At 64.3% G+C, this 13,186-nt stretch carries 14 protein-coding genes and 1 tRNA gene; 5 read left to right on the top strand and 10 right to left on the bottom strand.

The window, feature by feature from the left end; all coding sequences use genetic code 11:
- Positions 1–75: 75 nt before the first annotated feature.
- A complete protein-coding gene (locus tag FXF75_RS17895; protein ID WP_163523203.1) occupies positions 76–693 on the top strand; it encodes a hypothetical protein in 618 nt (205 codons plus the stop codon).
- Positions 694–734: 41 nt separating this feature from the next.
- On the opposite strand, the gene FXF75_RS17890 is transcribed toward FXF75_RS17895, so the two are convergent.
- The 6 genes from FXF75_RS17890 to FXF75_RS17865 all read right to left on the bottom strand — a co-directional run bounded on the left by FXF75_RS17890 (position 735) and on the right by FXF75_RS17865 (position 4,557).
- Positions 735–1,277 (bottom strand): hypothetical protein, encoded by a 543-nt coding sequence (locus tag FXF75_RS17890; protein WP_163523202.1) that lies wholly within the window; start codon positions 1,275–1,277, stop codon positions 735–737.
- A 422-nt stretch (positions 1,278–1,699) separates the two neighbouring features.
- Positions 1,700–1,781: transfer RNA gene (locus FXF75_RS17885), tRNA-Ser, on the bottom strand.
- 198 nt (positions 1,782–1,979) lie between these two features.
- Positions 1,980–2,192, bottom strand: a complete 213-nt coding sequence (locus tag FXF75_RS17880; RefSeq protein ID WP_205427862.1) for a hypothetical protein — start codon at positions 2,190–2,192, stop codon at positions 1,980–1,982.
- A 19-nt stretch (positions 2,193–2,211) separates the two neighbouring features.
- Positions 2,212–2,592, bottom strand: coding sequence for a Rid family detoxifying hydrolase (locus tag FXF75_RS17875; RefSeq protein WP_163523201.1), 381 nt, complete (start codon positions 2,590–2,592; stop codon positions 2,212–2,214).
- 45 nt (positions 2,593–2,637) lie between these two features.
- Entirely contained in the window at positions 2,638–3,849 is a 1,212-nt protein-coding gene (gene ilvA / locus FXF75_RS17870) for a threonine ammonia-lyase (RefSeq protein ID WP_163523200.1), read from the bottom strand.
- A 315-nt stretch (positions 3,850–4,164) separates the two neighbouring features.
- Positions 4,165–4,557: a gamma-glutamylcyclotransferase gene (locus FXF75_RS17865; RefSeq protein ID WP_163523199.1), complete on the bottom strand. Its 393-nt coding sequence runs from the start codon at positions 4,555–4,557 to the stop codon at positions 4,165–4,167.
- Between the two features lie 153 nt (positions 4,558–4,710).
- Between FXF75_RS17865 and FXF75_RS17860 the strand changes: the two genes are divergently transcribed.
- Positions 4,711–4,911 carry a hypothetical protein gene (locus tag FXF75_RS17860; protein ID WP_163523198.1) on the top strand — a complete coding sequence of 67 codons (201 nt, stop codon included), beginning with the start codon at positions 4,711–4,713 and terminating at the stop codon, positions 4,909–4,911.
- Positions 4,912–5,025: 114 nt separating this feature from the next.
- On the opposite strand, the gene citZ is transcribed toward FXF75_RS17860, so the two are convergent.
- Positions 5,026–6,165 (bottom strand): citrate synthase, encoded by a 1,140-nt coding sequence (citZ, locus tag FXF75_RS17855; RefSeq protein ID WP_163523197.1) that lies wholly within the window; start codon positions 6,163–6,165, stop codon positions 5,026–5,028.
- 113 nt (positions 6,166–6,278) lie between these two features.
- On the opposite strand from citZ, the gene FXF75_RS17850 reads away from it, so the two are divergent.
- Positions 6,279–7,496, top strand: coding sequence for a potassium channel family protein (locus FXF75_RS17850; protein ID WP_163523196.1), 1,218 nt, complete (start codon positions 6,279–6,281; stop codon positions 7,494–7,496).
- Between the two features lie 70 nt (positions 7,497–7,566).
- On the opposite strand, the gene FXF75_RS17845 is transcribed toward FXF75_RS17850, so the two are convergent.
- The 3 genes from FXF75_RS17845 to FXF75_RS17835 all read right to left on the bottom strand — a co-directional run bounded on the left by FXF75_RS17845 (position 7,567) and on the right by FXF75_RS17835 (position 10,793).
- The gene (locus FXF75_RS17845; RefSeq protein WP_309221857.1) at positions 7,567–7,833 is read right to left on the bottom strand and encodes a hypothetical protein; all 267 of its coding nucleotides are present in this window, start codon (positions 7,831–7,833) and stop codon (positions 7,567–7,569) included.
- Between the two features lie 582 nt (positions 7,834–8,415).
- A complete protein-coding gene (locus FXF75_RS17840) occupies positions 8,416–9,675 on the bottom strand; it encodes an MFS transporter (RefSeq protein WP_163523195.1) in 1,260 nt (419 codons plus the stop codon).
- Positions 9,676–9,833: 158 nt separating this feature from the next.
- Positions 9,834–10,793: a hypothetical protein gene (locus tag FXF75_RS17835; protein ID WP_163523194.1), complete on the bottom strand. Its 960-nt coding sequence runs from the start codon at positions 10,791–10,793 to the stop codon at positions 9,834–9,836.
- A 225-nt stretch (positions 10,794–11,018) separates the two neighbouring features.
- Here FXF75_RS17835 and FXF75_RS17830 point away from each other — a divergent pair, with 225 nt between their 5' ends.
- Together FXF75_RS17830 and FXF75_RS17825 are read left to right on the top strand one after the other, a co-directional pair.
- Entirely contained in the window at positions 11,019–11,975 is a 957-nt protein-coding gene (locus FXF75_RS17830) for a succinylglutamate desuccinylase/aspartoacylase family protein (protein WP_163523193.1), read from the top strand.
- 3 nt (positions 11,976–11,978) lie between these two features.
- Positions 11,979–13,178, top strand: coding sequence for a pyridoxal-phosphate dependent enzyme (locus tag FXF75_RS17825; protein WP_163523192.1), 1,200 nt, complete (start codon positions 11,979–11,981; stop codon positions 13,176–13,178).
- The last annotated feature ends 8 nt before the right edge of the window (positions 13,179–13,186 follow it).

Genomic DNA, 13,186 nt, shown 5'->3' with positions numbered 1-13,186 from the left:
TCCGGTCTCCTACCGGGTCTTTGCCCTCCGAGGGGGCCACAATGCTTTTTGTACGCGCTCACAGATTCGTAGCGTATGATTGACAGGATTTCTGCTCTGGGGATGTGTCTGCTCGTTCTACTGGCGGTTCCCGGCACGGCGATGGCCACCGATAGCGACGGAGACGGGTTGAACGACGAATCGGAACACGACTACCAGACCAACCCGAACGAACGGGACACCGACGGAGATGGGCTGAGTGACGGCCGTGAGGTCCACGAGTTCCACACGAATCCTGTCGAGGCCGACGACGACGGTGACGAACTCACGGACAGAGCCGAACTTGAACGCCATGGCACAGACCCCGGTCTCGCCGACACGGACAACGACGGGCTACTCGATGGCCACGAGATGGCGCTCCCGACGGACCCGAGCGAGCGCGATACCGATGTGGACCGACTGACCGACCAGCGAGAGCTGTCTCTGGGGACGAATCCGACGACCGGAGACACTGACGACGACGGTGTTCGCGACGCTCGCGAACTTACGCTGAATCTCGACCCGACTGCGAGCGACACTGACGGGGACGTGTTCCGAGACGGAACGGAGGTCGCTCTCCCCTTCGATGCAACGGACCGGTTCACACCGTGGGGGTTCCTCCTCGCGGGCGCTCTACTTCTCCTTGCGGGCACAAAATATTGGAGGCGGGAGTGAACCACGGTGTCGGCGTTCACTGATTATCGCGACTCCGCTACCTACTGTTCGACGTAGTAGAGTTCCACGGAGTCACCGTCGTTGACGAGTTTCCCGTCGACGCATCCGGCGTCGAACGGTAACGTAATCGTGTCACCGTATCCGACGGTGTCAGATTTGAACGTGTACGTCGTCGAGCCGCTGTTGTAGGCTCCGAGATAGTGGAAGCGGTCCTCGCTGTCCTCGTAAAACAGGGGAAGCGTTTCCGACGGAATGGAGAGTTGGTCGCCGGACTGGACGATTACGGAGTCGTGTTCGAAGACCTGCTCCATTCCTCCGTCCGCCAGATAGCGAAATCCGATAGTGTCGCCGTCGACGTAGTGGCCGTCGATGCCGTTCAATTTGCTCGGCAACTCGACGGTATCACCGTACGCAACGGTGTCGGACTTGAACTGCCAACTGGACGAACCGCTACTATCGAGGTTCTTGAGGTACTGGATTTCGTCGTCGCTCTCCTCGAACCAGAGGAACTGGCTATAGTCTTTGACCGATACGCTTTCGCCGGTGGTCGCGATGGTAGAGTTGTGTCGGTAGTTTTCTGACATGGTTGGGGACCATTCTGCCACAGTTGTCGGGCGGTTCGACGTGTCGCCTGCGACAGGGGCAGCATGTTGTACAATTGACGTGTTAATAATAGGCTTTGTGGGTGGTGGAATTTAGCGGATGCAGATACACGAAGTGGCTCTCAGGTCGCTCTCAGCATCGACCGACCACATCTCTCACGCGACCGCTGTTCGGTCGCCGCAAAAGAGCCTCCCGACACTACCGAAGATGGGACTCGGCGTCGATAACTCGCTCGAAAACGCCGGGACTGGGATTTGAACCGGAGTCAGACGTTCCTGCTCACTCGCCTCGCTCCCTGCGCGGGCGTGCGACTGACAGGGGTGAAACTCCCGTCCGATATCGATTTCCTACTCACAGTGATGCGAGCGCACGAGGCGCTCACCGTGTCGTTCGTAGGAAAATACGCCGGGACTGGGATTTGAACCCAGAACCCCGTAAGGGGACACGCTTTCCAGGCGTGCGCTTTGCCATTCGGCCATCCCGGCCCGGCCGAACGTAGTTCCGTCCGGCGCTTAAACCCTTCCCTTCGCGTCGGCCGACTCCCGACGCGCACGCCCGGACCGGTCGTCGGCATCGCGCCGCGTGTCACGCCCGGTTCCCGAGGGGACTGCGCAACTACGGCTACCGAACGGACGGTTGTCGAAGAATTACGGCCCACCGGGGTCCGCACTCGGAACGCCGTCCTACCCGAACAGCCGTTCTTCGGCCAGATACGACAGCCCCGTCGCGCCGACGCCGACGACGAGGGCCGCACCCGCTTTGACCGTCGGGGAGTAGCGATACCCCGTCGCCAGTTCGTACGCCTGAAGGGCGACCAGAAAGGCGAGGACGCCGACCAGTCCCCAGAGGACGCTGGCCTTCACGCGAGGTCGCACGACGATTTCTCGGAGGGTCACGGGTACTCGGCGTCCCGTCTCAGTCGTTGGTGGCGATGGCCTCGATTTCGACGCCGACGCCCTTCGGGAGGTTGCCCGCTTCCACCGCGCTCCGGGCGGGCGGATTGTCTTGGAAGTACTCCTTGTAGGCCTCGTTCATCTCGTCGAAGTCGTCGATGTCGTCGAGGAACACCGTGACCTTCAGCACGTTCTGCATCGTCAGACCCTCCTCTTCGAGGATGGCCTTGACGTTCTCTAGACTCTGGCGGGTCTGGACCGCTATCTCCTCGTCGTCCAGCAGGTCGCCGTCGGGCGTCATCGGAATCTGGCCCGCCGTGAACACCATGTCGCCGTTGGTCGTCGCCTGACTGTACGCGCCGACCGCCTCGGGCGCGTCCTGCGTGCTGATGATTCGCTTCATACCAGTTTGTTCGGGTCCGGTAACTTAAGTGTAGGCGAGAGCGTCCTACGCCAGTAGCTCGACGTCGAACCCTTCCTCCCGGAGCGCCGAGAGCAGGGTCTCGACGTGGTCGGGACCGCGAGTTTCGAGGTCTAACTCGACCTCCGCGGCGTTCATCGCGATGTCTCTGGAGGTGCGGTCGTGCTGGATACCGTAGATGTTCGCCCGCTGGCCGGAGATGACGTCGATGAGGTCGTCGAGCGCGCCCGGTCGGTCCTTAAGGACGGTCCGAATCTTCACGTATCGGCCGGTCTCGACCAGTCCGCGCATGACCACCGTCGTGAGGGTGTTCATGTCGATGTTGCCGCCCGAGAGGACCGGGACGATAACCTCGTCCTCGTCGTACTCGATGGCGTTCGAGAGGAGCGCCGCCAGCGGGACCGCGCCAGCACCCTCCACGAGCGTCTTGGCGCGTTCGAGCAGGTGGGTGACCGCAACGGCGATTTCGGAGTCCGAGACCGTGACGACCTCGTCCACGCGTTCGTCGATGACCTCGAACGTCTTCCCGCCGACGCTCCGCGTGGCGATGCCGTCGGCGATGGTGTCCACCGAGGCGAGCGTGTGGACCTCGCCCTTCCGGAGCGATTGGGCCGCGCTCGACGCGCCTTCGGCCTGCACACCGACGATTCTGGCCTCGGGTTTCTGCTGTTTGATGGCGGTCGCGACGCCCGCGATTAGCCCGCCGCCGCCGATGGGGACGACTACGGTGTCCAGTTCCGGGAGGTCTTCGACGATTTCGAGACCGATGGTCCCCTGTCCGGCCATCACCATCTCGTCGTCGAAGGCGTGGACGTACGTACGACCCTTCTCGCGCTCTATCTCGTGGGCCTTCTCGGACGCCTCGTCGTAGTCGTCGCCGTGGAGGACGACCGTCGCGCCGTAGTCGCGGGTCGCCTTTATCTTCGAGATGGGCGCGTTCTCCGGCATCACGATGGTCGAGTCCACGCCGCTCTTGGTCGCGGCCAGCGCGACGCCCTGCGCGTGGTTGCCCGCACTGGCGGTGACGACGCCCGCGGACTTCTCCTCCTCGGAGAGTGTCGCGATGCGGTTGGTCGCGCCCCGAATCTTGAACGACCCCGTGCGCTGGAACGTCTCCAGTTTCAGGTGGACCTCCGCGCCGGTCATGTCCGAGAACGTGTGCGAGTAGTCCAGCGGCGTCCGCCGGGCGGTCTCCTCGACACGCACCCGGGCGTCGAGAACGTCCGAGAGGTCAATCATGCCGTGAACTACTCCCGGTATCTGTTTAATCCTTTATCAACTCCACCTCGGACCACCGGACGCTGAGCGCCTGCGTATCGACCTCTCTCAGGACCATCGACTGCCGACGGTCGGTACTCTCCGGCGTTGTAACAGGGGGGAAAGGGGGGAAGTGGGCGCGAAGCGTGTGACGCGCAGTTGATGCATATCGCGGCAGACACTTAAACCCCCGGTGGACGGAGTGAAAGTAAAAATCGCAAGACAGCGTCGGCGCAGGCTGGATGTCTGACGGGCGGCACACGTAATTGTCAGACGTAAAGCTGACGGCCGTTTCGCTCACTCGCGCGTGCGGACGACGACCTCGTTCTCGCGGACGAAGCGTCGGACTCGCTCCGGGAACGACCCCCGGCCCGGCCACTCGGCGTCCGCTCCGAGCGAGTTCGGGTCGCCGACGTAGACGGCGACCGCCGCGTCGCTTTCGGGGGTGTCCCGCGGAACCGACACCCGGACGTACAGTCCGGTCTCGACACCTTCGTACGCGTCTAGCGCTTCGACTTCCTGCGTGCGGAGGACGCGCCCGGACACTGTTCCGCCGGGCGCGAGCGTTGGGTACCTCCCGTCGACGCGGTGGAGACCGTGCAGGGTCGCCTCGGCGAGAAACTCGTACGCCGAGACGACGCTCGCGACTCGCTCGGGGTCGGTCAGCGTTCCGTAGACGAAGACGTCCATGTACGGTCCTCCGTCGGAGACTACCTAACGTCTTCCCGACTGACCTTCGGACTCGCTCGTTCCGGTACACTCAAACCGCCACCGGCGGAGTTCGCCCGCGTCTACGGTCTGGCCTCGCCGTTCCTCGTCCTCTACGTCGTCTTCTCGGGGGCCTTGCAGGGTGCGAGCGACACCAAGACGCCCTTCGTCGCGCGGACCACGGGGATGTTCGGTTTCATCGTCGGGTTCTCGTGGCTGTTCGGCGTCCGTCTCGACTTCGGCGTCGAGGCGGTCTACGCGGGCATCTTTCTCTACTTCGTCTGGTCGCTCCTCGTCGAGGCGGCGAGATTCCGCTGGGCGGGTGGGCCGCGATGATGGAAGAGCGAGGGAGCGTCGAAGGACCGTCGTGAAGAATACCCGACTTGCTCTGGAGTGCCGGGGTTAGACGACTCGATAACCGCGAAAGAAAAGGCGACGACGGTTACGATTCTACCGCTCGTCGATGGGGACCCAGTCCTCCTGCTTCGACCCGGTGTACTTCGCGCGCGGTCGAATCAGGCGGTTGTCGTCGTACTGCTCCAGCACGTGACCTATCCATCCGCCGACCCGCGACATGGCGAAGATGGGGGTGTAGAGGTCGATGGGGATGCCCATCTGGTAGTAGGTCGAGGCCGAGTAGAAGTCCACGTTCGGCGCGAGACCCTTTTCGTCTCGCATGTACTCCTCAATTTCGACCGACATCTCGTACCACTTCGTGTCGCCCGCGGCCTCACCGAGTTCCTCGCTCTTCTCGCCGAGAATCTTGGCGCGGGGGTCCTTGACGTTGTAGACGCGGTGGCCGAAGCCCATGATGCGGTCGCCGCGGTCGAGGGCGTCGTCCACCCACGTCTTGGTGCCCTTGCCGCTCTCGTCTATCTCCTTCAGCATCTTCATCACGTTCGCGTTCGCGCCGCCGTGGAGCGGTCCGGCGAGGGTGCCGACCGCGCTCGTGATGGCGCTGTGGAGGTCCGAGAGCGTGGAGGACGTGACCATCGAGGAGAACGTCGAGGCGTTCAGGCCGTGGTCGGCGTGGAGAACCAGCGCCATGTCGAACGTCTCGGCCAGCACCTCGTCGGGTTCCTCGCCGTTGAGCATGTAGAGGAAGTTCTCGGCGTGGCCGAGGTCCTCTCGGGGTTCGACCGGGTCGTTACCGTTCCGGATGCGCTTGAACGCCGCGACGAGGGTCGGGACCTTCGCGGTGATGCGCCGCCCCTTCCGGAGGTTGACTTCGCGGTCGGTCGGTTCGGCGTCGGCGTCCTCGGGGTCGTAGGCCGAGAGCATCGACACAGCGGTCCGGACCGCGGCCATCGGCTGTTCGTCGGCCTCGGCGAGCTTTCGGACGGTTTCGAGCACGTCCTCGTCGAGTTCCCGCTCCTCGGCCATCGACTCGGAGAAGTCGGCGAGTTCGTCACGTGTGGGGAGTTCGCCGTGCCAGAGCAGGTAGAGCACCTCCTCGTAGCTCGCGTTCCGGGCGAGGTCTTCGATTTCGTATCCGCGGTAGATGAGGCGACCTTCGTCGCCATTGATGAAGCTGAGTCCTGACTCTGCGACGACGACGCCCTCCAGCCCTCTCTTGACCTCTTCTGACATACCCTGATACTTCTCGGCAAGACCGGAAAAGGATTATCTTTCGTTTCGGTCTCGCCGGATTCCCATCCAAAACCCTACGAACGTTTTTATCTGGAGGCGCACAACGTCGTCGTATGGAACCGTCCGGCGGCGATGTCGAGTACGAACCCGTCAGCGTCAAAGCGGTGCTGTCGGAGATGAAAGACACCGCCGAACTCCTCATCGACCTCTCGTTCTCCGCGGTGCTCAACGGGAGCGACGACATCGCTCGCGAGGTGCTGGAACTCGAGGCCCGGATGGACGTCCTCCAGCTACAGGCCCGGATGAGCCTGCTGATGGCCGCCAGAAGCCCGGAGGACGCCGAGCAGTTGGCTCCGGTCCTCGGCGTGGTCGGCGCGGCCGAGAAGATAAGCGACGCCGCGGGCGACATCGCCAAGGTCGTGCTGGAGGACATCGGCCTGCCCGACGCGATGCGGGCCGCGCTCCCCGAAGCGGTCGAGACGCTCGTCCGCGCCGAAGTCGCCGCCGACTCCGAACTGGCGGGCCGGACGCTCGGGGACCTGAATATGGAAACCGAGACCGGCGTGCGCGTCATCGCCATCCGGCGCGCGGACGACTGGATAACGAACCCCGACCGAACCACCGCGCTCGACGCCGGGGACACCGTCCTGCTCCGCGGTCCCGACGAGGGCATCGCCGACGTGTACCTGCGCGCGACCGGCGAACGCTACGAGCCGCCAGAACCGCCCGAACCGAACATCGAGGACCTCGAACGCGCCGTGGACTCCATCGTGCTGATGAAGAACATCAGCGAACTCGCGGTGGACCTCGCGTACGGGAGCGTCCTCTTCGACAGCGCCGAAGTCGCCGAGGAAGTGGTCGAACTCGAAGCCGAGGTGGACGCCCTCCAGTCCAGATTCGAGGCGTGGACCTTCCGCGCGGCGGCCCGCGTCGAGGACCCCATCTCGCTCCGGGGACTCGTCCACCTCGCCAACGCGACGGAGGTCATCAGCGACGCCGCGGTCGAAATCAGCGAGGGCGTCCTCCGCGGCCTCGGCACTCATCCCGTCGTGGAACAGGCCGTCGAGGAGAGCGACGAGGTCATCGTCCGCCAGACGGTCGCCCCCGGCAGCGAGTTCGACGGTGTGACGCTGGGCGACCGAGAAGTCAAGACCGAGACCGGGATGCGAGTCATCGCGGTTCGGCGCTCCAGAGACGGCGAACGCGAGTGGGTCATCCAACCCGGCCCGACCACGAAACTCCGGGCGGGCGACGTGTTCATCGCCAAGGGCACCCGCTCGGGCGCGGAACGTCTGGGTGAACTGACCGGGACCGAGTACTCGGCAGAATAACTGCGTTGCTCTGGCACGGAACCGGCGATACTGACCTTCACCGCGCTCTACGACCCAATCTACCGGGCGACTAATCGAGGTCGGTGTCCTTCGCCAACCGATACGCCGACACCAGCGTCAGCACCGTCGTCGCCAGCGACCCCAACGACGCGACGAGCACGAACCCGAGCGCCAGATAGTACGGCGTCGGCCGCCGCGTCCCCGGCAGGAAGACGAACAACACGAGAACTGCCGCCGTGAACAGCAGACTGAAGGCGAACCCGCGCACGGCGTTCCGCCGGACGTTCAGCGCCGCCACGAAGTTCGCTCTCGGGCGCTCGGGGACGTTTCCGGACACGTTAGGACGTTGGAACGGCCGGATGAAAGGCATAGCGGTTTGCCACAATTGTTCTAATACCTCGTCTACTATCTGTTCTACATGCACCTTCAACAATATCAAACATGTAAAACATATTTCGTACTGTGAAAATGTGAAGATGTATATTAGTAGAAGAGAAATGACGTAAGGAGGAGATGACTATGTTCTGGAAAGCGGAAAGAAATTCTCTATTCAAAACGGCTCGCAAAAGACCTACGCTATGAGCGCGGATAGGTGCGAGAGTCAACAAGAAACTCAAAAAGAGACTAACGCTCTTCGTGGAGTCATAATCACTGTTGTTTTACACACTATCGTCGCTACGATAATCTCTAGCTATTCTACTGGCATGTTCGTAGACATAATCGTCGCAAACCTAATTCTCGGAGGTTTACTCTTGTTCTTCATGCGAACCCACGCCGGAGAGACTGACGGTCTCTCAGTATCGTATTACCTCGTTGCGGTAGTCGCCCCCGCAATTGCGGGAACCGTCTACTACCTCCGAAATCAGCAGAAGTGATACTAACCAATTCGGGGTACTAGCACCAACAACTCCGTAGAACCTCAGTCCGCCGCCTCACCTCGACCGTTCGCCGCCGGAGAGACCCGCCGTTCCAGCGACAGCACGCCGACGCCGAGCAGGAGACTCATCCCGACCAGCGCGGGCCACAGCAGCGCCTCGACGCCGTAGTCGAAGAACGCTCCGCCGACGACCGGGCCGATACCGAAGCCGAGTCGCTTGGCGATTTCCAGCACCGAGAGCTGTGACCCGCGCTCTTCGACGGTGCCCACGTCGCTCGCCAGCGCCGTAATCAGCGGCGCGTGCAGAATCTCGCCGACTGTTCGGAGGACGAGGAACGCCCCGACCAGTCCGACGCCGACGAGGACGGGCGCGCCGTGGGCGAGCACGATGGTGACGAAACTGGCCGCCCAGAACACCGCCGAGAGCGCTAGTCCGCGCGTCCGCCGCCACGACCGGACCCACGATACCACTGGCATCTGGAAGACGACGATGACCAGCGGATTCAGCACGTAGAGCGTCCCTAACTGCTCGCTGGTCAGGCCGAACGCCTGCTCGGCGAACACCGGGACCGTGCTCCGCATCTGGGCGTAGGCGACTGCGAACCCGACGTTGAGAACCGCGAGCGCCAGAATCGTCGGCTGCGTGACCGCGCGACTCCACTCTCGGAGCGTCGCGGCCAGCGACGACTCGACTGCCTCGGAGTCGGCTTCGCCTTCAGTCGCCCCCGAAACGCGCGGGAGCGCGACCGCGAGCAGGACGGCGACGACGCCACTGGTCAGGCCGTCGGCGACGAAGACGGCGGTGTGGGCGACGCCGTAGAGCAGGCCGCCGACGACGAACCCCGACCCGAACCCGGCGTTGCTGGCGACCTTCAGCAGTCCGTAGGCCTGCTCGCGGTCGGCGTCGGGCGTCAGGTCGGCGACCATCGCCTGACTCGCCGGGGCGAACAGTCCGGCCGCGAGTCCGGCCGCGGCGGCGACGGCGACGAACGTCGGCGCGCTGGTTACGAGCGCGTAGGCCGCCAGCGTCGGGGCCGAGAGCGCCATGCTCGCCACCATCACGGGCTTGCGACCGTACCGGTCCGCGAGGTAGCCCCCGACGAGGGTACCGCCCGCTGTCGCCACGCTGTTGGCGAACAGGCCGGTCCCGACGAGCGTGAACGGGATACCGACTTCGCCGTAGAAGTAGAGGGTTGCGAAGGGATAGACGATTCCCGAACCGAGGACGTTGACGAACCGCGCCGCGGCCACGACGAAGACCGCGCGGTCGAACTCCCGGAGGCCGGCGAACGAGTCGAACATGGCCGTGACTCTCTGGACGTATCAGCCCGGCAGGTAAATAGGTTCGAAAACCAGTCCGGCTTGCTCGTACTGCAGTTCTCGAACAGTATCGCGGCTATCGAACTACACTTGAGGGAAGCGCGTTCCGCAGCGAACGCGGCCGAGAGCGCGAGAGACGGTCAGGACGAGGAGTCGAAACTACATTTGTTCAGTTCGGTCTGTGCCTCCTTGGCCTTCTGTCGGGCGAGTTCCTTGTCGCCGTTCTTCGCGGCCGTCGCGCTCTCCTTGAACAGCCGTGCCCCGTCCGTCAGCACGCCGGTGTAACACGTTATCTTGGCGACGTCGGTCTCGATGCCACCGAGGTCGGTGTCGGCGTTTTCGAGTTCCCGGAACTTCGCGTCGGCCGTCTCGAAGTGGGTCTCGGCCTCGGCGAGTTGCTCGGCGGCGTCGGCGTACTGCCCGTTCTTGTATGCTTCGAGGGCTGGCATGAAGTCTTGTATCCCCTTTATCATCGGCGCGAACCCGTCGAGCATCGTCTCGACGAGGTCGAGGCGGTCGCGGAACGTCGAGAGGTCGGTCTCGATGGCGTCGTAGGTTATCCGGTCGCTCTCGCTCAGCGCGTCACTGTCGATGTCGCCGAGCGCGCTCTCCAACTCGTCGGTGTGCGTTCGCACCTCGCCCAACAGCGACTTCGCTTCGGTTACCTTCTCCAGCGCCGTGTCGTATCGGTCGCTCTGTACGTACGTATTGACGGTCGTAATCTTGTTCCGGAGTGTAACGTGGTCCTCGTACAACTTGGCCCGCTTCTTCTGGTACTCGCCGACCTTCCGAAGCGTATCGACGTACGACTGCTGTTCGTCGGTGGCGTACTCCTCGGCCTCGTCCAGTTTCACGTTCGCTTTCTCGACGCGGGCCGTGACCGACGAGGGGTCGAACTCGTCGGGGACCTCCTCGTCGTCGCTCTCTACCTTCGACTGGATTTCGTTCAACTCCTTCGAGTTCTTCGATATCTTCTCCTCGGCTGCGGTGATTCGGTTTCCTGCTTTCTCCGGTTGAGCACCGTTTAGCATACCGGCACAACCGGCCAACGACGACGCGGTGACGACACCGCTCGCACGCAGGAAATCACGTCTGTCCATAATCCGACGGTTCGCGCCGAATACATAAGTTCTTGGGAACCACTGGTCGCTTACCGATGCGCGGGCGGTTCCCTCCAGAGGACGGGGATGGAGACGGGTCCGACCGGTCCGACAGCGGTCGGTCGCCGGGAGTGGTCGAAAGCAGTCGGCAAAACGCTCGGGGGAACTGGTACGCGTTCGCCGAGACCGAACCGCTAAAGGGCGTGTAGCCGTCCGTTATGGGTAATGAAGACGCTCGGAACGGCGAGTGCGGCCCCCGGGGAGATAGATACCGGGCGGTTGCAGGTGGGTGAAACGCGCGACGGAAGCGACTTCGGTCTCCCCGTCGCGGTGGTAAACGGAGCGGAAGACGGCCCGACGCTGTACGTTCAGGCGGTCAGCGACGGCGACGAACTGAACGGACTCGGCGTGATTCAGCGGGTGGTCCCCCAGATTCCGCCGGAGGACCTCTCGGGGACGGTTCTCGTGGTCGGCATCGTCAACTACCACGCGTTCCAGGTGGCCGAACACCGCAACCCCATCGACGACACCAAGATGAATCGCACCTACCCCGGCGACGAGTCGGGGACGTCCAGCGAGCGCATCTCGGCGGCCACCTTCGAGGCGGCGTCGCGCGCGGACCTGATTCTTGACCTGCATCAGGGTTCGACGAGTCGGATGCTCAACGAGGTCCGGGTGCGGTGCGGCCAGCGCCACCGCCTCCACGACGAGTGTCTCGAACTCGCCAAGGTGTTCGGATGCGGCCACGTCCTCGACCAGAAGGGACCCGAGGGCCAACTCGCCCGCGTCGGCCCGGACGAGGGCATCCCGACCGTGGACCCCGAACTCGGCGGTTGCATCGGGTGGGACGAGGAGAGCATCCAGTACGGCGTCGAGGGCGTGTTCAACGTCCTTCGCTACTACGGATTCCTCGACGGTGACGTGGACCTCGAACGCCAGACTCGCGCCACCGGCTTCGACCGATACGGGTCGCCCTGCGGCGGTCTCGTCCGGTTCCGGAAGGACCTCGGCGACGCGGTGACGGTCGGCGACGTGATATTCGAGGTGACCGACCCCTTCGGCCAGTTGAAAGCCGAGGTGACCGCCGACGACTCCGGTCTCTTCTGGCGCTCGCGCCGACTGCCGCAGGTCGCGACCGGCGAGTACGTCTGTTCGGTCGGCACCAACGTAGACGAGTTCTGAGCCATGGCCGGTGATTCGCCGTCCGACCTCACCTGCCCCGACTGCGGCCGAATCTACGACGCCGGACCGGAGGAACCGTGGCGGTGTGACTGCGGGCACCCGCTGGAGTTCGCCGACCGACCGCTCCCCGAGGGGTCCGCGCCCGATTTTGGCGAATTAGACACCCGAAGGGGACTCTGGACCTTCGAGGAGTTCTTGCCGGTCTCCCGGCAGGTCACGCTCGGAGAGGGGTTCACGCCGCTACGGGACACCTCCGGTCCCGCGTCGGACCCCGCCGACTCTCCCGACTGGGGCGCGAACGTCCAGTTCAAACTGGAGTACGTCTTCCCCTCGGGGAGTTTCAAGGACCGCGGCGCGACCGCGACCCTCTCGCGGGCCGCCGAGTTGGGCGTCGAGAAAGTCGTCGAAGACTCCTCGGGCAACGCCGGGGCGGCCATCGCGCAGTACGCCGCCCGCGCCGGTATCGACGCCGACATCTACGTCCCGGCCGAGGTCAAGGAGTCCAAACTCGCGGCCATCGAGCGCGTCGGCGCGACCCCCGTCCGCGTCGAGGGCACGCGGCAGGACGTGACCGAGGCCTGCGTCGAGGCCGTCGAATCTGCCGACGAAGCGGGCTGGTACGCCAGTCACGCGTGGAATCCGGCCTTCTTCGCGGGCACCGCGACGTTCGCCTTCGAAGTCGCGGCCCAGCGCGACTGGGAGGTCCCTGACGCCGTGGTCACGCCGCTGGGCCACGGCACGCTCTTCCTCGGTGCCTATCGCGGCTTCCGCGCGCTGAAGGAGGCGGGGTGGACCGACCGGATGCCGCGCCTGCTCGGCGCGCAGGCCGCCGGATACGCGCCCGTCGCCGAGCAACTCCACGGAAGCGAGGCGCAAAGCGCCTCGAACAGTGGAGCGGGGAGGAACGACCCGCGAGACAGCGAGACGGGCGCGAGCAACGACGTGGCCGACGGCATCCAGATTCTCGACCCCGCCAGAGAGGACCAGATTCTCGACGCCATCGACGCCACGGACGGCGACGCTATCGCGCTCGACGCCGCTCCCGTGGCGGACGCGCTCGACCGCCTGCACCGCGGCGGATTCTACGTCGAACCGACCTCCGCCGTCGCGCCCGCCGCGCTCGACGCCTACCGCGAGCGCGGGGTCCTCGACCCGGACGACGACGTTGTCGTGCCGCTGACGGGGAGCGGACTGAAGTCGTGAGTGGTGAC

Source organism: Halorussus sp. MSC15.2, from assembly GCF_010747475.1.
Classification (GTDB): Archaea; Halobacteriota; Halobacteria; order Halobacteriales; family Haladaptataceae; genus Halorussus.
This window is presented reverse-complemented; position numbering and strand designations above follow the sequence as displayed.

Excerpts from the sequence above, each read along its gene's own strand:
- FXF75_RS17895 (WP_163523203.1), top strand. The coding sequence starts at position 76 with ATGATTGACAGGATTTCTGCTCTGGGGATGTGTCTGCTCGTTCTACTG.
- FXF75_RS17890 (WP_163523202.1), bottom strand. The coding sequence starts at position 1,277 with ATGTCAGAAAACTACCGACACAACTCTACCATCGCGACCACCGGCGAA.
- FXF75_RS17875 (WP_163523201.1), bottom strand. The coding sequence starts at position 2,592 with ATGAAGCGAATCATCAGCACGCAGGACGCGCCCGAGGCGGTCGGCGCG.
- ilvA (WP_163523200.1), bottom strand. The coding sequence starts at position 3,849 with ATGATTGACCTCTCGGACGTTCTCGACGCCCGGGTGCGTGTCGAGGAG.
- FXF75_RS17865 (WP_163523199.1), bottom strand. The coding sequence starts at position 4,557 with ATGGACGTCTTCGTCTACGGAACGCTGACCGACCCCGAGCGAGTCGCG.
- citZ (WP_163523197.1), bottom strand. The coding sequence starts at position 6,165 with ATGTCAGAAGAGGTCAAGAGAGGGCTGGAGGGCGTCGTCGTCGCAGAG.
- FXF75_RS17850 (WP_163523196.1), top strand. The coding sequence starts at position 6,279 with ATGGAACCGTCCGGCGGCGATGTCGAGTACGAACCCGTCAGCGTCAAA.
- FXF75_RS17840 (WP_163523195.1), bottom strand. The coding sequence starts at position 9,675 with ATGTTCGACTCGTTCGCCGGCCTCCGGGAGTTCGACCGCGCGGTCTTC.
- FXF75_RS17835 (WP_163523194.1), bottom strand. The coding sequence starts at position 10,793 with ATGGACAGACGTGATTTCCTGCGTGCGAGCGGTGTCGTCACCGCGTCG.
- FXF75_RS17830 (WP_163523193.1), top strand. The coding sequence starts at position 11,019 with ATGAAGACGCTCGGAACGGCGAGTGCGGCCCCCGGGGAGATAGATACC.
- FXF75_RS17825 (WP_163523192.1), top strand. The coding sequence starts at position 11,979 with ATGGCCGGTGATTCGCCGTCCGACCTCACCTGCCCCGACTGCGGCCGA.